Origin of the sequence: Microcoleus sp. Pol14D4 (assembly GCF_036701245.1) — a bacterium.
GTDB lineage: Bacteria > Cyanobacteriota > Cyanobacteriia > Cyanobacteriales > Microcoleaceae > Microcoleus.
On sequence record NZ_JAUBQM010000046.1, the window covers coordinates 13607 to 33789 of the forward strand.

Consider the following 20183-nt stretch of genomic DNA (forward strand, 5'->3'; position numbering starts at 1 on the left):
GGTGCGTCAGCTCTTGATTTATCCATTATTCATCAAATTACTCGCTGCTGGTGCACCCTACTAAAATCCTTTCACCCTTCCTCGAATACCTGGATTTGAGAGAGATTCTAAATCAATCCGACAGAAGCGCCGATCGCCCTTGCACGAATAAACTGCCAAAGCCGTGCCTTGACGGTTGCAAACTCGCACATTGTAACCGTATTCGCTGGCGACAGTTCCGAAGCGGTTGACAAACTGATAGCGTTCCATATAATCGAGCAAACTCCAAAGTTGGCGGTTGACGATGATAATTACCCAAGTATTGCCGGGATCTACAAACCAGCGATCGAGCAATTTCCCGCCATAGAGTTTTTGAGCTAACCACAGACTCGGCACGCTTTTTTCGGTTTGCGAAAGCGGAGGCGACGGTAAATTAGCAGCGTTGCCAGTCGGGCAGCTCGGCTGCTGGGAATATGTGGCAGATTGTCCCCACAGCAAGGCTCCGAAGCACGCAGAACCCGCAATCAGGAACAAAAATAAACTTTTTGTCAAAATGCAATTCTTGCGGGTATCAACATCGTATTTCATAATTATTGTTGGCTTTTTTATATATTTTCTATAGGTGCAGGTTTTACCAATCATTCATATCGGAAAATCGCCATCTAGAAAACCCGTCCCCGCATAGGATATAACATACATCAACCTTACATTTTATTATATGCAAAAGATGTACATGGCAATTTTGTGTTGTGTGGCTGCGGGTTTATAAGATTGTTTGTTTTTGCTTTTATTATTGGTAAAGCCCGCCCCTGAAGTCATGTTAAAATTCCGATCGCCTAAACAATGAAGCAGGCAGACAAACAGTAAAAGTAGAACCGCAATCTAAATCGCTAGTAACTTCAATATCGCCGCCCATCATCTGACAAAAACGCTGGCTGATAGTCAGTCCCAAACCAGTACCACCGTACTTGCGAGTAGTTGAATTGTCGGCTTGAGTAAAAGGTTGAAACAGTCGCTCTTGCTGCTCTTTTGTCATGCCGATGCCCGTATCCGTCACTCGGAAAATTAAAAATTCTGCATCCAAAATTAACAGTTGAGCAACTCTCGGTTGATATTTATTTTTTAATTCTTCACTGGTAATTCTTTCGACAGTAAGCACGATCGTCCCATTCGCAGAAAATTTAGCAGCATTGCTGAGCAAATTCAGCATTACCTGCCGCACTTTCATCAAATCGCCGTGCATCGCGCCGATATTGTCAGAAGTCAATACTTGTAAAGTATTGCCGTTTTTATCCATGAGCGGTTTGATAGTTGTTAACACCTCATCGATTAAGCCTCCAACATCGAAGCTTTCGAGGTAAATCTCCATCTTGTCAGCTTCAATTTTGGAGATGTCGAGAATGTCGTCAATTAGCCGCAGCAAGTGTTTGCCAGCAGTGCGAATTTTGTCTAAATCCGAGACAACCTGTAAGTTGCCTAACTCTTCGGCATCTTCCACCAGCATATCGCTGTAGCCGATAATCGCATTCAGGGGAGTTCGCAACTCGTGGCTCATGTTTGCCAGAAAAGCACTCTTGGCGCGGTTGGCGAGTTCTGCGGCTTCTTTGGCCAACTGCCACGCTTCCTCAGCGTCTTTGCGTTCGGTGATATCTCGCAGTGTCGCCACCACCGCTTCGACGCTGCCGTCTGTCGCACAAACCGGGCTGAGAATGTACTCGTAGTCGCGGGTTCCCCAGCTTGCGGTGGGGACAATTACTTCGCCTTTCTTGGGCTCGGCTGTGGCAAATATGCCGTGGCATTCTTGGTGAACTCGCTGCATAATTGTTGGCGACCAGCCTAATTCCTGCCAGGTTTTGCCAATCATTTCTCTGGGGTTCATGCCGGCAGCTTGAGCGGCGGTGCGGCTGACATAGGTGTATTTTCCCGATCGATCTACTAGAAAAATTAGGTCAAGAGAAGCGCCGAGAATCCCGTCAACTGTTCTGGCGTGTCGGGCTACCTGAGCACTCATTTGTCTGACGGCGATCGCGCCGCGGACTTTGGCGGCGAGTTCAAACTGCAAAAGTTCGTTGGTTTGTTGGAGGAATAGGGTGCGCTGTTCGACTTCTCTTTCTAGTTCTGCTTTGGCCTTTTCTAGGGTGAGTTCGGCCAGTTTGCGATCGCTCACATCTGTAGAAATTGTACCGACTGCATAAGCTTTGCCTTCGGAGTTGCAGAGGGGAAATTTCAGAGAAATATAAGTGTGCGGGCCGTCGTCTTGAGGGATGATTTCTTCGAGGGTTAGGGGCGAGGAGGATTCGAGAACTTTCAAGTCATTTTCTCGCAAGGCTGCTGCTTTGTCTTCGGGAAAAATATCGCCGTCGGTTTTGCCTGTTATTTGCTCTTTGGCGATGTCGAACAAATTGTCAAAATGGCGGTTGGTGAGCAGGTATTTTCCCTCAACATCTTTGATGTAAATTACTGCTGTTGAGTTGTCTAAAATCGCTTGCAGCAGTGCTTCGCTCTTTCGCAGGGCTTTTTGAGTGTTTTGGCGATCCAGTATTTTTGGCTGCAATTCCAAGTTGAGGCGATTTAAGTCTTGCCAAGCTTCCTGGACTAGATTTAAGGCGATCGCACTTTTTTCTAGTTCTGTATTTACGTGCCGCGACTGATTTGAGACGGAGTTTTCTGCCAATTCTAGGGGTTGGAAAGCGAGCGGGCTCTGGGGATTTGCGATCCTCTTCGAGGGCTTCGCTAACGGGAGATCGCCCGGATTTTTTTTATATCGAAAATCGACCGCTAATTTACCGTTTAAACTCGATTTTTTAGGGAATAAATCTGGAAATTCGCCTAAATTTAAATTGTCATAAGTTAAATCCAAATTCCGGGCTCGCTGCTGCGGTTCGGCAGAGGAGTTAAATGCCCAATTCCCCTCTGCTGTTGATAAATCTGAGTTAGCGGGTTTGGCAATCCGGCGGGTGACAGCAACTGCCAAGGCGAAGGGGACAACTGCAGCAGCAGACAGTGCCAGCAGCCAGTTGTTGCCCCACCAGGTTTCGATCGAGGTTGTGGGGATGAATCGCACTAAAATTGCTGCGGGTTTTCCGGCTAAATTGCCGAGGGATTTGGCAGCTACTGCATGAGTTTGACTGCCTGTGTGTACGTTTCCGGCGACTAATTTGCCGTCGGCGGCGAGTGCAGATTTTAGGAGAGATTTGTCTATTGAATTTAAGTCTGGCAACTGTTGGTTTTTTGTAACTGCTTGCGAACCTGCCAAGACAAATTTGCCGTCAGCCAGCGGTATGTAGATAGCGTGATATCCGCCGCCCTGTAAATTGAGGGTTTCGCTGTTAGCGACTGCCGACGTTTGGCTGATAATTTTTCTTAAGACTAAAGCAGCAATCACTGTCTGATTTTTGGGATCTTTTACGGGAATTGCTGCGTAGCGGACGAGCACAGGGCGATCGACCTTTCCGGGCGACAAAGATCCCAATTGTTCCTGAACTTCTGATTTGGCAATGATTTCGGTAGCTGTAATGGTTTTTTTTGCATCAAATGCTCGATCGACTATTTTTGGCAGGTTAAAACTTTTTTCCTTCTGGTTGGGGTTCACGCTAACAACTATCTGTCTGTTTTTTCCAACTAAGGCCGCGCTGTCTATTTCCCCTGTCTTGACTTGATTTTCTAGAATTTGCTTGACCGATTTTTGCAAATCTGATACTTTTTTGCCGCTGTTGTAAGCTAAGGCTGTTTGGGCGATCGTTTTGCTGTCAGAGGAGTTTTGCAAACGGTCGGCGGCGCGATCTAGTTTGAAATTGTAGTTAATTTTACTAAGGCTCAGTTCTGATTTAGCTTGATTTTGCAGTTCGTTGTTTCCAACTGCCGATGTTAGCCAAAGTGCTGCTCCCGTTAGTCCGACTGGCAAGATTGTTTGTAACGCCAGCAGTCCAATTAGCTGTTTTCTGGTAACAAATAAGTTATAGGCGCACGGCTTGAAAGCTGCTTTCACTCTTCTTTCGGAAGTTGCAACTTTAGTTTGTTGCAGACAATTTTGCTGGCTGTCGTTTAACTGAGTATGAGCCATAGTAGTAAATGCGGGATCGGTTGTAGATGACAGGGCATCAATTAATCGGGAAGGCAATCAATTTTAGATTTTAGATTTTAGACTTCGGCGTGAGCGCTCAGGTGAACGATTGTAGATTTTATATCGAATTCGGTTAATAAATGGTCATAAAATTATTCGGTATCGCCGACCAACCAAACAAGAAAATGACTGGGATATTCTCAAAAAAATCAGTTTCTAGGTGTCAATCAGATTGTGTTATTTAGTTGTTTTTACATATAATACTCTCGGCTCCATTTAAAGTGTGTTGCCAGCATCCAAATGAGTGCTTTCACAGGAGTGTTTGCGCTTAGATGTAGGCTTGGTTGTGCAAGATATTCACACTCCTCAAAAACGCTTTTTGCCAAATCGGGATGCTCCCGCATACAGTCGTAAAACGAAGTAGTTTATCGATCGACAGTATCGTAAATTTACTTAAACCAAAGTTTAGCGTAATTTTTGCAAAACTTTAGATACGCTCGATCGCCTTTTGCCTTCATCACCTTTTTTTCAATCCCACAACCGCCTGCCTGCTTTGCCCCCGAGTCGCTGGTGAGTATCTTTGAGCAAAGTTGGGATGTCTAACTCTTCGGGACACCGAGGCAAACATTCGCCACAATCGGTGCAGCGGTTGCCTTTGCTGCCAGGAAACCAGTGTCCGGCATTTTCAAACATGGCATAGCGGTATTTGCCAAAGTCAGTCATGTCGCACCCGACTGCGAGATTGCGGAGTCGCAATACTTCGGGAATGTTGATGTTTTCCGGGCAAGGCAAACAGGCATAGCACTGGCTGCATTTGTCGGTTTTCAAAGTGTCTGCAATAGCCGATTCTAGCCGATCGAACGCAGCGATTTCGGCGTTGGTGAGGGGAAAGTCGCGATCGCAATATTTCAGGGGTTGCTCTAATTCTGTCGCATTTGCAGGGCCCACACTCAAAGTCCCAATCCTAGTATCGCTGAGTAAAAACCGATAATTTAACTCTAAGGGCGAGAAAGGCGAGCACAATTGTGCGAGACTTTCCGGGGGGGTGTAGAGTTGCCCTCCTTTATCGGCTGGGGAAATGATGAAAACGCCCATATCTTTTTGCTTGGCGAGTGTAATTGCCGGGGCGTTGCGCTGAAAAAAATAGTAGTAATGCAGGTTGACAAATTCAAACAAATCTGTATTTATTGCAGCCAAAATCAGATCCAGAGGCCCGTGAGTCGAAAAGCCGACGTGCCGAATTCGGCAATCGGCCAGGGCTTTGCGTACAGCTTCCATGCAGCCTGTGGCCGATCGCACAATCGCCAAATGTTCCCAAGTATTCAAACCGTGAATTGCCAGACAATCGATATAGTCTAAATTCAGGCGTTTGAGGGATGCGTCGATGCAGCGTTCCATAGCTGCTGCATCCTCCGTTGGGGAAATTTTTGTAGTGACGTGAAGGCGCGATCGATCGACCGACAAACCAGCCGAAAGGGCCGCGGCAAGATATTCCTCGCTGCAACCGTAACCTGCTGCCGTTTCCAGGTGATTGATTCCCTGAGACAACGCCTGTTGTACAGTCTGACAGGCAGTTTCCTCAGAAGCCAAATAGCGCATGGTTCCCAAGGAAAATACCGACAGGTGCAACTCCGTTTTGCCAAACCGTCGATAGCGCATAAAGTTTAGGAAGTTTCGCCCGGGCCCAAGCCGCTTCTCTTAATCAAATCCTCTGGACGGAGGTTTGAGATAAATTCCCGGAAGGCCCGGCGTTCGGCCTCATCAGCATCTCGATCGACAGGTATCGAAGCATCGGCGACGACTTCTTCCATCACCCAGATGGGGCAGTTCGTTCGCAGGGCTAGGGCGATGGCGTCGCTAGGTCGGGCATCGATCTCTTTTTTAACTTCTCCCTGACGGACGATCAGGACGGCATAGAACGTGTTATCTTGCAGCGAGTGAATAACTATGCGCTCCAAGGTAAGACTCCATGCCTCTAAGAAATTGACCATCAGATCGTGAGTTAAGGGCCGAGGAGGCTTGTGGCCTTCGAGCGCGCTAATAATAGCCTTTGCTTGCTCCTGACCGATATAAATAGGCAAAGCCCGTCGCTCAGTAGCGTCTCTCAATAGGACAATAGGACTGCGCGTGGCTGCATCTAAGGCAATTCCAGCGACTTTCATTTCAATCATTCGATCGGCCTCATAGAATTAAGAAACTGTAAGGCAGTAGAGAACTTGGACATAAAGATCACCTAAATCCAGTATGACTTGATCTTCGCCTGAATCAGCAACAGATCGGGGACTGTCGATTTTAGATTTTAGATTGACTCCGGGGGACAGGGAGACGGCAAAACCTCCTGTCTCTGGTTTGTCCCTGTGATTTGATGTAAATAAGCGATCGACTACGGAAAAATACTTATGTTTACAGGACTAATTCAATCTCTCGGAAAGCTGAAGTCGCTAGGCAACGATTATTTCCAAATTTCCTGCACATCAAACAACTCCTACCAGATTTTACAAGATTTAGCCATTGGGGACAGCGTAGCCGTGGATGGAGTCTGTTTGACCGTGGTGGAAGTTCTGCCCCAAGGTTTTGTCGCCGTCGCTTCCCCGGAAACCCTGCGCCGTACTACTTTGGGAGCATTCCCCGATGCTTGGGTCAACTTAGAAACCTCCCTGCGCGCCGGTAGCAAATTGGGGGGACATTTTGTAACCGGGCACGTAGATGCGATCGGCACTTTAGCAACTTCAACCCAAACCGCCAACGCTTGGGAGATGCGGTTTACTGCCCCACCGGCAGCAAATTCGGGATGGCAACGTCAAATCGCACCTTACATCGTTTCCAAGGGCAGTATCGCCGTCAACGGCATCAGCTTAACCGTGGCAGATTGCGATGCTGACGGCAATTGGTTTGAAGTTGCTGTCATTCCCCACAGTTTTAGTGAGACAAACCTCAGCTATTTGCAACCAGGAAGTTTAGTTAATTTAGAAGCAGATATTCTGGGTAAATATGTCGCCAAATTTCTCCGCAGCGGCTCAAAATCCCATCTCGAACCGTGGGAAGAAACCCCCACAATCAACAGTTTGGGAACAATTACACCAGAATTCTTAGCAGAACACGGATTTATTTAATCTGTGGGTACGTACCGCGCACCTTGCTAATATCTGAGATATTACACCATCCTCAATAAGCCTTTTACGCGCGGGTTATCCTGCCCAACCCACAAGAAAACTCACTCTTTGTGGAACAGGCAGGTGAGCCTGTTTTTGAGTTATAGAAAGCATCAGGAGCGAATGAATTATATCAATAATTGACTGTTCAAAGCAGACGCACTCCACTAACTCTTAATTCTCTCTCTGCGCTCTCTGCGCTCTCTGCGGTTCATTAATAAAAAACTATTCCTCAACAAAATTGTTTTTCTCCCAAAACAATCCCGCAGCAATTCCCACCTGAGAAACTAAAAACAAAGCAGCAATTAATAGCTTTTGAAAGCCCGGTGCATGGAAAAATGGATAAGTTAGCAAATTCAGATAAAATGACGGATGTTGTAGTTTCCCATTAGCCCCGCGTTTCGAGATAATTTGCTGAAACAAAAAAGCACCTCTACCATAATTGAATTGCTGTTTCCAAAATTTGCGAAGAGTTAGTGCGTGTGAGTGATAAACTATAACTTCGGGAGCGTAAATGGCGGCATTGCCCGAATGCAACCAGCGATCGCAAAATTCCCGGTCTTCTCCAGCCGCTAGAGAAAAAGTCGTGTCAAAGCCGCCGATTTTTTGGAAAGCCTCAGCGGGAAGGGCAAAATTGTTAGAAGTGAAAAATTGCGCGCGATCGCCAATAGCATTATAGTAACTGTAAAGGTAATCGATCAGTTGCTGGCTGGCAGTAGAATAGATGTTATCCGGCAGCGCGTTTACAGTTCGACCTCCGATTAAGCAATCTGGTGTTTCCAGAAATCGCCTTTCCAGATTTTGCAGCCAATCTACCCCCACAGTACAGTCATCGTCTGTAAACACTAAAAATGTGCCTTCTGCGGCAAAAGAGCCAGTATTTCGCGCCGTTGCAGGGCCGGAGTTTGGTTGTGTCAGAAGTGTGATATTTAGCTGATTTTTAAAAGGCAAAATTGTATTTTCTACAGAGATTTCGGTGCTATCGTTGACCACGATAACTTGAAATTTATCGCGCGGATATTCAATTTCAACAAAAGACTGAATACACGCCGCTAATTTATCGGGGCGATTGTAGGTCGGAACAATAATTGAAAATAGAGTTTTAGCTTGGTTCATGGTAACTAATAACTTTTAATTTTTCAAGCGATATAGCACCGACTCAGTATTAAAATCTTTACCGAAAACTGGTTGCAGCGGGCCCTGGGCACTTGTCAGCCAAGATAAAGCTTTTTTGGTAGCTGCGCTTGTCTCAGTCAGGGGCCCGAATCCCACAGTCCTAATTTTATTTTGCCGCAGGTTGTCAATCCATGCCGAAAGTCGATCGGCTCTAAATGGTACATATAAAACTTGTCTGTCCAAATTTCTCCCGTAAAACAGGTAGCTGCGCGAACTTAAAAAGAAGCCTATTCTTTCATCTGGTAGTGTATTTTTATCAATATATTCGTAAATACCGCGATACAGTTCGGTGCGTGCAAAATCTCGCTTTTCCCTCCAATGACCAATTACTATCAATCCTATGCACACTCCAATTATTACTATATAAATTGATTTTTTGCGAGTTGGAAATAGATGATTCAGCCATCCGAAGCCTGGATTTATTTTCAACAAGATCGCAGCCAGAGTCAGTGACACAATATAAAATATCGGATATGGTAATATATATTGCCAACTCGGAGCTAATATTTTCCAGATAGTATTAATAGCTTCTACTGGATTAGATTTAAAATTGTCAATCAATAAACTCCCCCAAACAATACTATCTCCGGTGAAAGAAGCATTTTTAATATAATCAAAAATTGTGTTGCTAGTAATTCCTAAAAAACCACTAATCACAACCACTGCCAGAACAACTTGATTTTGAGTTTTCAAGAGAGTTGCTGTAGCTGCTGCGGCGACGGCGAGTACGCTTAAAAAGGGAAATCCGTATCTGAGGTTAAAACCGAGTATAGGGCTGAGTTTACCGATCGACTCTCCGACAGTCCCGGAGGTGTAAGGTGTAATTAAATACAGAACTGCTGTGCTGGCGAGAAGTATAATTAAAATAATATTATTTTGATTAATTATTCTACTTTTACCCTGAATAAATGCAAGAGGTGCTGCCAATACCTGAAGTGCGATCGCCAGAAAGGGCAGTTGCAATCTAATGATAATTTGTAAGCCGACAGTTTGCCAGTGGGAAAAATTGCTGGGATTAAATTGAGCTGCTAAAGTGCTTTGCCAAATCTTTAGAAGTGGCGAAGCGGGCGGCTGCTGTACCGGAGGTGTTGGCCCAGGTACGGGAGACGGTAAGGAAACAGGCTCTAAGGGAATTTTAATATCGCCGACTTCGCTGACAGGATAATTGATTTGCAGCAAGTTTCTCGCATACCAAAAACCTCCTAAAAGCAAGCAACAAGCTAGGCCACACACTAACACTGGTTTGAGAAAGTGGCGAATTCTAAAATTTGCTGGTGTAGATTTTTTATTAACCGCGAATCTTTTAATTTCTAATATTGCTAATCCTCCTAAAAGTGAGGCTGCATAGACTATTCCCGTGATTTTTATTCCGGCTAGCATTCCTGTGGCTGCCAAAAATAGGGAGAGTTCCGAGTGCGATCGGCTGCTGTGATAGGATAAACCAAGATACAAACCTACTGTAAATATTGCAGCTAGCGGTAAGTCTGGGTGAATGGTGTTAACTTGGTTGAGCACCATCGGTACTGTCAATACTAAAGATGCTGCTGCCATACCGTGAATTCGGGTTGCTCCAAATTTTACGCTTAATAGATAAACGGCAATTCCCTCAAGTACCCACGCAATTAGCAGGGGAAAAGCTGCGAGAAAGTCTTCTCGGAATGGGAGTACACACAAAGCAGATAAAACGTGCCAATTGTAAGGATATACTCGGGCTTGTTCTTGTTCAAAAATCCAATTTCCGGCGGCATCTAATAAGGTAAATGAATGGGTTTGATACCATCGGGCGATCGCAGGTAGGTGAAACCACAATGAATCATAATTAGTTGTGGGTTTGGTTGCGAGAATTTGTAACAGCAAAAATCCTGCAATAGCGGTGGCAAAAATAATTAGGCGTTCGGATTTTGCCAGAGGTTGCTTGAGTAGGGGAATCGGCCACTCGGAGAAGGTAAAAGTTTTATGGTTTTTTGTATAAATCAGGATGAAGCCGATCGCACCCATCAAAATTTCTGCTATAATCACCGCAGCAATATTTAGGCGATCGGCACTTCCTAAAATCAAGCCGATACAAACTTGTGCAATACTCCATCCCGTCAGGAGTACAAGGAGAAAATGGGGAAATGAATAGTTATTGTTTTCTTTCTGATTCTCAAAGGCCAGAGACAAGCTTAAGGGAATCGGCCCGACTAGAATAATCAGAAATAAAATTAATTCCCACAAATGCTGCGCTATTAGCATAAGCTCCAAGTTACCATTTTTTATCAGTTTTTCCTCGTTACCCGAAAGAGCCCGGTAACGAGGAAAAGCAACGAGTTCGCCTGTTCGTTGCACCAAACATAAATTTTCTTGTGGTCTGGGCTTTTCGACCGTTCCACAAGAAAATTAATTTAGGCAATCCCTAATTTTTACCTGTTAGCTTGCTTCTGAGGTTTGGGTTTGACTGCTTCAGTATCTTTGGGCTTAGAAATGTCAGCTTTTAAGAGTTCGGGGAATGGCGGCTGGAGGTTGTGAACTTCGATGTCCATTCCCAGCGGCAGAGGTGGAAGCTGGGGCAGATCGTTTTCCAAATCCTTGAGTCCGCTAGCGGTTTGTATTTCCACCATTTTCGGCATTTGCGGTACTTTGGCGGTTTCCAAACTGCCGATCATTTTTGCCAGAGCGAATTCTAGCTGAGAACCCGGATCGATCGCCACCCAACCCTGGTCAGTCATTTGCCGAACCTCGAAGTGGAGGTGAGGCCCTGTAGACATTCCCGTACTGCCGACGCGGCCGATGGTCTCTCCCTGTTTCACCCACTCTCCCGGTTTCACAAACAGTTCCGAAAGGTGGCCGTAGAGAGTTTCCTGAGACTTTTTGCTGTGGTTGAGAACCACAGTCAAACCGTAGCCGCCCAACCAATCTGCGATCGCCACTTGACCCGCATAGGCTGCCAGTACAGGCGTTCCCATCGGGGCTCCCAAGTCAGTTCCGGTGTGAAACCTGCCGTAGCCCATAACCGGATGAGTCCGCCACCCAAACGGCGAAGTAATTGCCGCAGCAATAGATAGCGGAAACAGCAAGCTGGTGTTGCCATTTCCGGGGAGGCCTGCGGGACGCGGCGTGAGATTGTAGTAAGCAAAACCGGTATTGCTGCCGCTGCTGACACTAACCGCACCGACTTGAACCGGCCCGAGTCCCATGCTGGGCGCTGGAGCGCCGCCGCCGTAAGATGCGGAGCCGGCATAATATCCTGCGTCTGCTGAGTATCCAGTGTCTGCGGAGTAGCCGATGTTTGCCGAGTATCCAGTGTCTGCCGAGTATCCTGCGTCTGCGGAGTAGCCGATGTTTGCTGGGTAGCGCGGGCGTGCGTAGGCAGATTCCGGCGGGTTGGAACCCCCCCAAACCTGGCTGCCTATTTGTTGAACGGCTTGACCGAGTTTACTCACAGGATTGCCGCTACTATTTCCTGCCACACTTTCCCGAACATCGCCCGGAAGGCTTTCTGGCCGATTTCGAGGAGGAGGGGCTGCAATATAGCCGTCACCTGCGATCGGAGTTTCCTGTCTGTAGTTGGGTTCTCCTGCATCTGCCGTCACCGGCTCGGAAACAGGAGGAGGCGCGCACAAACCGCCACTTCCTTCGCAGCCGTTCGATCGTTCTGCAAACTCTATTCTGGTTGGCGCTTCGTACTCGCTGGTAGCGCCAATGCTGTAGTCTGTTTGGTCGATTTCAGCGTGGGCTGGGTTAACTGGCGCTTCAAAAGGCGGCTCCTGGGCCGTCGCTTCTGGCAGGGGAATCAGCGCGGGTTCCGGCAGATAATATTGGGCCGGAGGTGGTTCGCTGGCGTACTCTGGCTGTGACGGCGGTTTGGCATCGAAAGGCTCGGACTGCGGAACTTCTGCCTGCGGTGCAGGGTCTGGTTCTGGCGACCCTTGGCTGTATGCGGGTTCCGGGGGCGGGAGAGGAGCTTCAAATAATGGCTGGAGGTCGGCTGCGCCGGGGACGGCTTGTTCTGCTGGCGGAGTTTCGGCTTGGGCCCAAACTAGGCCTTTGCTGAGCAGTCCCAGACTGGCAAGGCAACCCAGTCCCACCAGCAGTGAGCGATCGCACAAAAGGCGCGATCGAGTCCGGGTGCCTGTAGGGTTCTTTTTTTGCTGTTTGGTGTTCAAAGGGGCTGTTATTTGCTTGTCTGGAACTGGTTTCACGATTTTTTTTCCCAACTCAACAGGGGGCACAAGGATCTCGAAGTCAGGATCGAATGTATGGCAATCCTTGTCTTTATATACAGGCCTAACTGATTTTACCGGGCTTGAGGCAATTTTTTTTGCACATAGAACAAGCTCAAATGCCTTGCACATTCAGTCGCGATCGATATCCGGTTTTTTTGATCCCGATGGCACTTGCCTAAAAGTGTCTGACGGCCACACTGATGATAGCGCTTTGGCGTTCCTCTATGTTAATTAGTTGCCTGTATTTCTCGGGTTATGCAAAATTTCGGCGCAGTTGGTCGTTGTCAAACCGCCTCCTTCATCGCGATTTTTTCCTGAAAGCTGGCGCTGCCTTTAAACTTCGCGGACAAAATTTTTGATTGTTTAGAATACAAGCTAAATGATGCGCTTGGGTAAGGATAGGTTTCATGACTGTAGCTGGCGATCGCTTGACAAATTTTCCAGACTCTGTATGCGCCGGAGGGCCTGACGGTATCAGTTGGGACTGGCAGAGTTATGAAGGCTTGCCCTATCTGACTTGCAGCTTGCTTTCTCGCTGGTCTCACGGCTTTTTTACTCGCGATTTCTCGCCCCGGGGGCCGATCGATCTGACGGAAGTTCTCGAACCTGGAGCTAAGGTTTACCGACTCCAACAGGTACACGGCAATGCGGTACTCAAAACGAGTGAGTTGTCCCCGGTTGTGGCTCCGGGCCCGGAAACTGCAGCCCCAAGCTATGCTGAGGCTGATGGCTTGGTGGCCGAGCGAGAATTGGAGGCGCTGTGGGTTTGCTCGGCTGACTGTGTGCCGGTGCTGATTGCTGACGATCGCACGGGACTCGTTGCAGCAGTTCACGCGGGTTGGCGCGGGACTGCTGCTAAGATATTACCAGAGGCGATCGCTCAACTTGTGGCACAAGGCAGTCAACTAGAAAATCTGAAGATTGCTATGGGGCCGGCGATCGCTGGAGAGGTTTACCAGGTATCTGTGGAAGTAGCAGCGGAACTGGGAGCCACCATTGCTCCTAAGAGTGCCGTTAGTGCGACAGCCGACGGCATTCTAGAGTTTTTGCACCAACTCCCGGAAACGCCTGTATTAGCGGATCCAGAACCGGGAAAAGTACGCTTGGATGTTCGCCTCTGCAATGCTCTGCAATTGCAGCAGTTGGGAATCGATCTTTCTCAAGTGGCGATCGCTCCTTTCTGTACTTATTCTGACTCGGCTCGCTTTTTTTCCTACCGCCGCGATCGACTTAAAAAAGTCCAGTGGTCGGGAATTGTGAGTGCCTGCGGGACAAGTCCCTTCTGAGGGCATTTGGCAGAAGGTAAAATTTTAGACGGCCAAGATAAAAATAAAAATCTTTGGATTCATTATTTTTTATTTACGAATGCCAAATGCCTTCTAGTTTCTATTTTCGTAAGGTTTGCTGGTTCCTGTTTTAAAGCACCAAAAACTAGCAGCAAAACTTTTGGGAAAGCGGCAGAGCCCCCGCCCCGCTTTCCTCTCTTGTTAAGATTGCTCTATAACGAGAGTCTTCAGCGGGTTATTACCATGAGTGAGCCAACTCCCTATCAACTGCTTGAAGTCGATGAAGATGCTTCCTTTGATGAAGTGCAAGAGGCCCGCACGCGCCTAGGTGAGCAGTACAGCGGTGACAAGAAACGTTTGGAATTGATCGAAGCAGCTTACGACGCGATCCTTATGGATCGCCTGCGGCAGCGACAGGAGGGTAAAATTAAAGTACCCGAACGCATCCGCTTTCCCGAACGGCTGACTCCGCCACCCCCAAGCTTTACTCCCTCTCCTCCTAGTGGCAGCCCTGCTTGGTTGCAGCGTCTAATCGATACTCCTAGTCGATCGGACATTTTGTGGCCCGCTGGGGTGTATGCGGGGTTGGGCGGACTGAGTATTTATCCGGCGGCTAATGATGGTTTACTACAGTTGACTCTGGCTCTTGGGGTCGGCTCTTGTCTTTATTTTGTTAATCGCAAGGAACAAAAATTTGGTCGGGCTGTGCTGCTGACTGTGGCTGGCTTGGTTATAGGCTTGTTGCTGGGAGGCTTTTTGGGTTCTTTGGTCAGTCCGGCATTTATAACAACAGAGAAATTTATCGCTGTGTTTACGTTTTTAGTTCTCTGGCTGGTGAGCAGTTTTCTGCGATAGTCAGTTGACAGTTGACAGTTGACAGTTGTCAGTTGTCAACAGTCATCAATCATTAGTCAACCATCAACAGTCATTAGTTATTGGTAATTGTTAATTGGTAATTAGTAATTGGTAATTGGTAACAATCAACTAACTACTAACACCTAAAACTTACGAACCAACCAATAACAATTAACCAATAACAATAATTAACCACTGCCAACTGTCAACTGTCAACTGTCAACGGACAACGGACAACTGACTATCTAAAATAATCTCGACTGCTTCGCTCAAATTGTTGGCAATTAAATCCGGTTGGTGCATTTCTAGTTGGGTACGATCGCGAATTCCGCACAAAACACCAATTACCTTGACACCGTGCGTTTTTGCTGCTATAATATCTGCCTCCGTATCGCCAACCATCCAAGTGTCAGAAGCCGGCGGCAGTTCGGCGAGAGCTTTTGCCATCAACAGCGGCTTATCTTTGACATCCCCGGTTTTAACGTAATCGTTGGGGAGGCAATAGCGGCGGTTTTCTGGGAAAAATTGCCCTAAATTGCAGCGGTTGAAGGCTTCATCTAGTTCCCTAACGCGGCGCATGGTCATCACCGCTAAGTCTACTCCAGCGCGCTGCACCTTTTCGAGGGTTTCCAGAGCGCCGGGCGCTGGTCGATCGTAAACCATGTAGGGTAGGGTGTGGACGGTTTGACGGCGTTTCTGAGCAAAATCGCGGGCTTGATCTGCATCTAATCCTGAGAGGATGCCAATTTCGGTTTCGGGAACCCGCGCGCGCTTCATGTCCCAAAACTCGGCTTTGGGGAGTTCGCGCACTGGTTGGTCCGAACGCTTAGTCTCGGCGAGACAATACTGGTAAACTCGGTAGTAGCGATCGGACACGTCCATGATCGGGCCGTCAAAGTCGGTAATAAGTCTCAGCATTTAGCAGAGTATTTTTAAGCTTTTATACAAATTCTTCGATACTATATCACTTAAAGTAACACTTTCTTTACAAAAATTGACACAAATACCCAGGGGAGGTAAGGTCTATAGGAATGGTGCTAATTAAAGGAAACATTTGAATTAAACTGTGCTACTTCTTAACTTTAGCGGTTGTCAGCCATATCGCGGAATTTAAAATTAAAATATGCCGCACAAATAGTGCAAACCGCTACGTATTGTTCATAAATCTCAACCTCAATAGAGGATGATTGTGACTGCGCTTTCTCAAAAAAAAGTTGGCAAAATTAATATTTTGCCTCATTTTTAAAATAAGCAAAAAACTGCTTGGAGAATCCAAAGTGTACTGTTTGCATAAATTAGCCAGCGGTACCAGATGGTGACATCTGCCAGTATAAAAATTTATATGAGAAATAGCAGCCAAAAAACAACTAACTTTACCTGCTAATTTTTGAGATAGATGCTCTACAATAACGAGATGCTTCCAATATTAACTGTAGAGAGCAGCCCAAGAAGTATTAATATTCTTCTTTATAAGCTGTTATCCTTACGCAGGATTGAATACCTCACAGTCGATCGAGAACTTAAGATTCAAGAAATATCTTTGAAAGTGCAAGAGTTTGCCGACATTCATGAGGAAGTAGGCGAAGGAAAAGACGTGCGCGATAGTTTTCCCGAACTGATTGGAATTGAAGAAATCCTTGAAGCTATTATTGAACAACGAGAGCAAGACTTTCAGTTAAAATCAATTACCAGAGTTCTCAAAGACGGCTCTTATTTATATCTAGATTTGTACATCTTTGGTTATCATGGAGAAGCCAATGCTGACAGATTGATTATTTTATGCGAAGATGTTACCGATAGCATTGCAGCTCAGCAAAGAATGGTTCAGGCTGCAAACGAAAACAGTATTAAAGTCGATTACTTAGCTGCGGCTGGCGATTATATTGACAAAATTATTAATTCCCTAGGCGATGTTTTGTTAGTAACAGCAAAGTCGGGAAAAATTAAAAAAGTGAATCAAGCTGCACAGCAATTATTTGGATATACCGAATCGGAATTAATCGGCCAATCCATATCCATGATTACCGCGGAGCAGGAATTGTTACGCAAAGTCAGCCAGCTACCTCCTGCACTTAAAAGCGAATATTGGCCTCAAGTAAAAGTAGCTTGCAAAACGAAAATAGGTTTAAAGGTTATTGTGGCGTTTTCATGCTCTACTTTCGAGACAAGCACAGGAAGCAAGTATGGAGATAGCGAGGTTATACAAAATTTTGTTTATATCGGCAAAGATATTACCAAGCAACAGCGCATAAAAAATTGTCAAGAAGCACAGTATGCTGTTACTCATATTCTGTCAGAATCAACTTCTCTAGATAGCGCAACTCCGAGAATTTTGCAAGCTATTTGCCAAAGTTTTGGCTGGGATATTGGCGAACTTTGGACGCCCGTAGAGGGGGAGAAAGAAACTAGACTTGGTGCGGAAATAAAACGCAAAAAACAGTCGCTTTTGTGCCTGCCACTTTGCTGTCCGATCGAGGGAACTCCTGGTTGGCGGCGGGTGGTTGTTTGGCAGGCGGCGGAGGAAGTTAGCGAGTTTGCCGAAAACCACCAGCAGATTACTTTTGCTGCGGGTGAGGGTTTACCGGGAGCGGTTTCCAGTAGCGGTTCTCCGCAGTGGATTACTGATATTGTGGGCGATCGCAACTTCGTGCGATCGCGCTTGGCCGAGGAAGCCGGACTGCGATCGGGATTCGGTTTCCCCATTCACGCTAGAGGCCAAGTTGTAGGAGTAATGACTTTTTTTTGCCGGGAAGAACTGCAACCGGATCAAGATTTACTTCAGATCATAGCTGTGGTAAGTTCTCAATTAGGAGAATTTATCAAGCGCAAATATGCAGAGCAAGAATTGCAAGAAGCTGAAGTTTCAATCCGATTTTTGTACGAACAAGAAAAACGGCAAAGTGAAGAATTAGCGCGGCAAAATTTAGCTTTAGAACAAGCAAAATTAGAATTACAAGCAGCTAACATGGAATTGCAGCGGCTCGCTTCGGTGGACGGATTGACTCAAATTCCCAACCGCCGCTGTTTTGACAAAAAATTAGAGTTAGAATGGCAGTGGATGGAGCGAGAACAAGAGTCGCTGTCTTTAATTTTGTGCGATATCGATTTTTTCAAACTTTACAACGATCGTTACGGGCATCAAGGAGGCGACGAATGTTTAAAACAAGTGGCCCAGATTTTAGCTAGCAACGCTCAACGGGCAGGAGATTTAGCCGCCCGCTACGGCGGCGAAGAATTTGCGGTAATTTTGTCGCGAACTGATGTGCAAGGAGCGATGCGGGTAGCTGAATCAATTCGCAGCGATTTGAAAGCTGCTGCAATTTTTCATGATGCTTCCCAGGTAAGTAAGTTTATAACTCTTAGTATGGGTATCGCTACTACGGTACCTGCTGCTGGTTTATCGATTGAGGAGTTAATTGGACAGGCCGATCGAGCTCTGTATCGAGCTAAACTAGAAGGGCGCGATCGTATAGTTTGCCTAGAGTTGAAAAGAGAATTTCAGGGCCAGAAAGGAGTATTTTCTGATGATTGTGAGAGAAGCTAAAATCGCTGATGCACCTGCAATCGCACGGGTGAATCTAGATACTTGGCGGACAGCTTACCGAAAAATTGTACCCACAGATTACCTCGCGCAACTGTCCTATGAAAAAGCAGAAAGCCGCTGGCAAGAAATTCTGGCCAACGTCAAAAATACTGGGGTTTTTGTCTGCGTTGCTGAGAATGAATCGGGACAAATTGTGGGTTTTGCCGCAGGGGGTGACGAGCGCACCGGCAAATATGTATATAAAGGAGAATTATTTGCCATCTATATTTTGGAGGAATATCAGCGTCAAGGAATTGGACGGCAACTCGTGAGAAGAGTTGCAACAAAATTGGCAGAATTAAGTTTGAACTCGATGCTGGTTTGGGTACTAGGAGACAATTCAGCCTATAAATTTTATGAAGTGTTAGGAGGTGAAAAAGTAGACGAACAGCAAACAAGTAGAGCCGGAGTTGCACTCAAAGAAATTGCCTACGGGTGGAAAGATATCGCAGTGCTGATTAACAAGTCTGTATGACTTAAAAACTGGAAGTTTTGTCAATCATCGATCAAACTTCCCCTCTTCATTTGTTCGCGTTCAATTGCCTCAAACAAAGCTCTAAAATTCCCCGCCCCAAAACCTCCAGCTTGCACCTGTTTGCCGTTCACTAAACTAACTCGGCGTTCAATAATCTCGAAAAAGAAAGTCGGTTCTGCAAAAATTGGCTGGGTAAAGATTTGCAGCAGCATCGCGGCGGGAGTATCTTCTTGCCAATCGGCTAAAACTTGACAAGCTGCAATTTCTTGCCAATCAGCAGGCAAATAGTTTTGTCGTTCCTGCAATTCGGAGTAGTATGTTGGAGGAACCGGCAGAAAAGGCAAACCGCACGATCGCAAATCGGCAACAACACCCACAATATTATTAGTTTGCAAAGCCATGTGCTGAATTCCCGGCCCCCGATTTGCGCTCAAAAACTCTTGAATTTGAGAATTAGCTGATGCCGGTTCATTAATCGGGAATTGCACCCCACCTTCAGCGTGTACCATAACTTGGCTCCGCAAAGCCGATTTCTCAGTCTGAATATCAAAATTTTGTTGCGGTTGAAAACCTAATATTTTTTGATACCAACTAACAGCACTTGATAAATCCCCAGATTCAACATTTAACACTACGTGGTCAATCCGGGTAAACAACTGCAGCTTATCCGAAGCCGATAGCAGTGAATGGCTGCCAATTCGCTCCACGAGCGTATGGCTTAAATCTCCCCAACCCGCGATTTTTGCCCGCTTAAAATAGCCTCCTGCATTAAGGTCTTCTTGAATCGGTTCCAGGATTTTAGCGCCTTCAGCAGCCGCTCTAGCTACCGCTAATTCAATATTTTTTACCCGAAAACCCACATCGGCAATCCCTGGAGGATGAAACTTCAACCAACTAGCAGCGGGACTAGCGGGTGTCAGGGGTGAAGATAAAACAAAACATACATTGCCACTGCTGACAACTTCAGTGTGAGTGTGGCTGTTGGCATAACCTGCTATGGATTGAAAGCCTAACTGGCTGACAAACCAGTCGCGGGATACTTTAGCGTTTTCAACGTAAAATTGAATGCGATCGAACTCCATAATCAATAATTGAAAATGGAAACTGAAAAATGGAAAATCTGCTGATTTTCAAGGCGAAATTGCAAGGGAGAGACTGAGTAATGGATATTTTTCATACTTTTTATTGCGCGCCCACTTAATAATAACCTAAAGATTGAATATCCTAGCTCCCTCTGAAGGCAGAAATAAGCCGGCACTAAAAAAAAAACTCGTGTCTGCGATAACTTAGCTTTGAGCGCTAGACCATCGCCTATAGGACTAAGGCAAAAAAATGGTTTGACGCACTACTAATATGGGTAAGGTGCGCGAACCCGTGCACCTACATAATTAAGTGCTGTACAAGTTGTC

General features: G+C 46.3%; 14 protein-coding genes. 5 read left to right on the top strand and 9 right to left on the bottom strand.

The annotated features are described in order from the left end of the window. Positions 1–60 precede the first annotated feature (60 nt). The 4 genes from QUA33_RS17150 to QUA33_RS17165 all read right to left on the bottom strand — a co-directional run bounded on the left by QUA33_RS17150 (position 61) and on the right by QUA33_RS17165 (position 6213). On the bottom strand, positions 61–567 hold the full coding sequence (locus QUA33_RS17150; protein WP_333149707.1) for a hypothetical protein: 507 nt from the start codon (positions 565–567) through the stop codon (positions 61–63). Positions 568–799: 232 nt separating this feature from the next. Further along, a complete protein-coding gene (locus tag QUA33_RS17155; protein ID WP_333149709.1) occupies positions 800–4042 on the bottom strand; it encodes a PAS domain-containing protein in 3243 nt (1080 codons plus the stop codon). A gap of 528 nt (positions 4043–4570) precedes the next feature. Continuing rightward, complete coding sequence (locus tag QUA33_RS17160) at positions 4571–5701, bottom strand: aldo/keto reductase (protein ID WP_333149711.1); 1131 nt, start codon at positions 5699–5701, stop codon at positions 4571–4573. Positions 5702–5706: 5 nt separating this feature from the next. Beyond that, a complete protein-coding gene (locus QUA33_RS17165) occupies positions 5707–6213 on the bottom strand; it encodes a bifunctional nuclease family protein (protein WP_333149713.1) in 507 nt (168 codons plus the stop codon). A gap of 228 nt (positions 6214–6441) precedes the next feature. Between QUA33_RS17165 and ribE the strand changes: the two genes are divergently transcribed. Next, positions 6442–7155: a riboflavin synthase gene (gene ribE / locus QUA33_RS17170; RefSeq protein WP_333149714.1), complete on the top strand. Its 714-nt coding sequence runs from the start codon at positions 6442–6444 to the stop codon at positions 7153–7155. 264 nt (positions 7156–7419) lie between these two features. Here ribE and QUA33_RS17175 read toward each other — a convergent pair whose 3' ends face one another. The 3 genes from QUA33_RS17175 to QUA33_RS17185 form a co-directional block, all read right to left on the bottom strand. After that, entirely contained in the window at positions 7420–8310 is an 891-nt protein-coding gene (locus QUA33_RS17175; protein ID WP_333149716.1) for a glycosyltransferase, read from the bottom strand. 15 nt (positions 8311–8325) lie between these two features. Beyond that, a complete protein-coding gene (locus QUA33_RS17180) occupies positions 8326–10698 on the bottom strand; it encodes a hypothetical protein (RefSeq protein ID WP_333149756.1) in 2373 nt (790 codons plus the stop codon). Between the two features lie 74 nt (positions 10699–10772). After that, entirely contained in the window at positions 10773–12551 is a 1779-nt protein-coding gene (locus tag QUA33_RS17185) for a peptidoglycan DD-metalloendopeptidase family protein (RefSeq protein ID WP_333149718.1), read from the bottom strand. Positions 12552–12982: 431 nt separating this feature from the next. Here QUA33_RS17185 and pgeF point away from each other — a divergent pair, with 431 nt between their 5' ends. After that, positions 12983–13861 (top strand): peptidoglycan editing factor PgeF, encoded by an 879-nt coding sequence (gene pgeF, locus QUA33_RS17190; protein ID WP_333149720.1) that lies wholly within the window; start codon positions 12983–12985, stop codon positions 13859–13861. 243 nt (positions 13862–14104) lie between these two features. Further along, the gene (locus QUA33_RS17195) at positions 14105–14716 is read left to right on the top strand and encodes a CPP1-like family protein (protein WP_333149722.1); all 612 of its coding nucleotides are present in this window, start codon (positions 14105–14107) and stop codon (positions 14714–14716) included. A 219-nt stretch (positions 14717–14935) separates the two neighbouring features. Here the strand turns inward: QUA33_RS17195 and QUA33_RS17200 are convergent, their stop codons facing one another. After that, a complete protein-coding gene (locus QUA33_RS17200; protein WP_333149724.1) occupies positions 14936–15634 on the bottom strand; it encodes an HAD family hydrolase in 699 nt (232 codons plus the stop codon). 496 nt (positions 15635–16130) lie between these two features. Between QUA33_RS17200 and QUA33_RS17205 the strand changes: the two genes are divergently transcribed. Together QUA33_RS17205 and QUA33_RS17210 are read left to right on the top strand one after the other, a co-directional pair. Next, the gene (locus tag QUA33_RS17205; protein WP_333149726.1) at positions 16131–18260 is read left to right on the top strand and encodes a diguanylate cyclase domain-containing protein; all 2130 of its coding nucleotides are present in this window, start codon (positions 16131–16133) and stop codon (positions 18258–18260) included. Then, on the top strand, positions 18241–18774 hold the full coding sequence (locus tag QUA33_RS17210) for a GNAT family N-acetyltransferase (protein ID WP_333149728.1): 534 nt from the start codon (positions 18241–18243) through the stop codon (positions 18772–18774). The genes QUA33_RS17205 and QUA33_RS17210 overlap by 20 nt, the downstream gene beginning before the upstream one ends. Before the next feature lie 20 nt (positions 18775–18794). Here the strand turns inward: QUA33_RS17210 and hppD are convergent, their stop codons facing one another. Further along, complete coding sequence (gene hppD / locus QUA33_RS17215) at positions 18795–19856, bottom strand: 4-hydroxyphenylpyruvate dioxygenase (RefSeq protein WP_333149730.1); 1062 nt, start codon at positions 19854–19856, stop codon at positions 18795–18797. Positions 19857–20183 lie beyond the last annotated feature (327 nt).

Coding starts and splice junctions, on each gene's coding strand:
- QUA33_RS17155 (WP_333149709.1), bottom strand. CDS start 4,042: ATGGCTCATACTCAGTTAAACGACAGCCAGCAAAATTGTCTGCAACAA.
- QUA33_RS17165 (WP_333149713.1), bottom strand. CDS start 6,213: ATGATTGAAATGAAAGTCGCTGGAATTGCCTTAGATGCAGCCACGCGC.
- hppD (WP_333149730.1), bottom strand. CDS start 19,856: ATGGAGTTCGATCGCATTCAATTTTACGTTGAAAACGCTAAAGTATCC.
- pgeF (WP_333149720.1), top strand. CDS start 12,983: ATGACTGTAGCTGGCGATCGCTTGACAAATTTTCCAGACTCTGTATGC.
- QUA33_RS17195 (WP_333149722.1), top strand. CDS start 14,105: ATGAGTGAGCCAACTCCCTATCAACTGCTTGAAGTCGATGAAGATGCT.
- ribE (WP_333149714.1), top strand. CDS start 6,442: ATGTTTACAGGACTAATTCAATCTCTCGGAAAGCTGAAGTCGCTAGGC.
- QUA33_RS17205 (WP_333149726.1), top strand. CDS start 16,131: ATGCTTCCAATATTAACTGTAGAGAGCAGCCCAAGAAGTATTAATATT.
- QUA33_RS17210 (WP_333149728.1), top strand. CDS start 18,241: ATGATTGTGAGAGAAGCTAAAATCGCTGATGCACCTGCAATCGCACGG.
- QUA33_RS17175 (WP_333149716.1), bottom strand. CDS start 8,310: ATGAACCAAGCTAAAACTCTATTTTCAATTATTGTTCCGACCTACAAT.
- QUA33_RS17200 (WP_333149724.1), bottom strand. CDS start 15,634: ATGCTGAGACTTATTACCGACTTTGACGGCCCGATCATGGACGTGTCC.
- QUA33_RS17160 (WP_333149711.1), bottom strand. CDS start 5,701: ATGCGCTATCGACGGTTTGGCAAAACGGAGTTGCACCTGTCGGTATTT.
- QUA33_RS17150 (WP_333149707.1), bottom strand. CDS start 567: ATGAAATACGATGTTGATACCCGCAAGAATTGCATTTTGACAAAAAGT.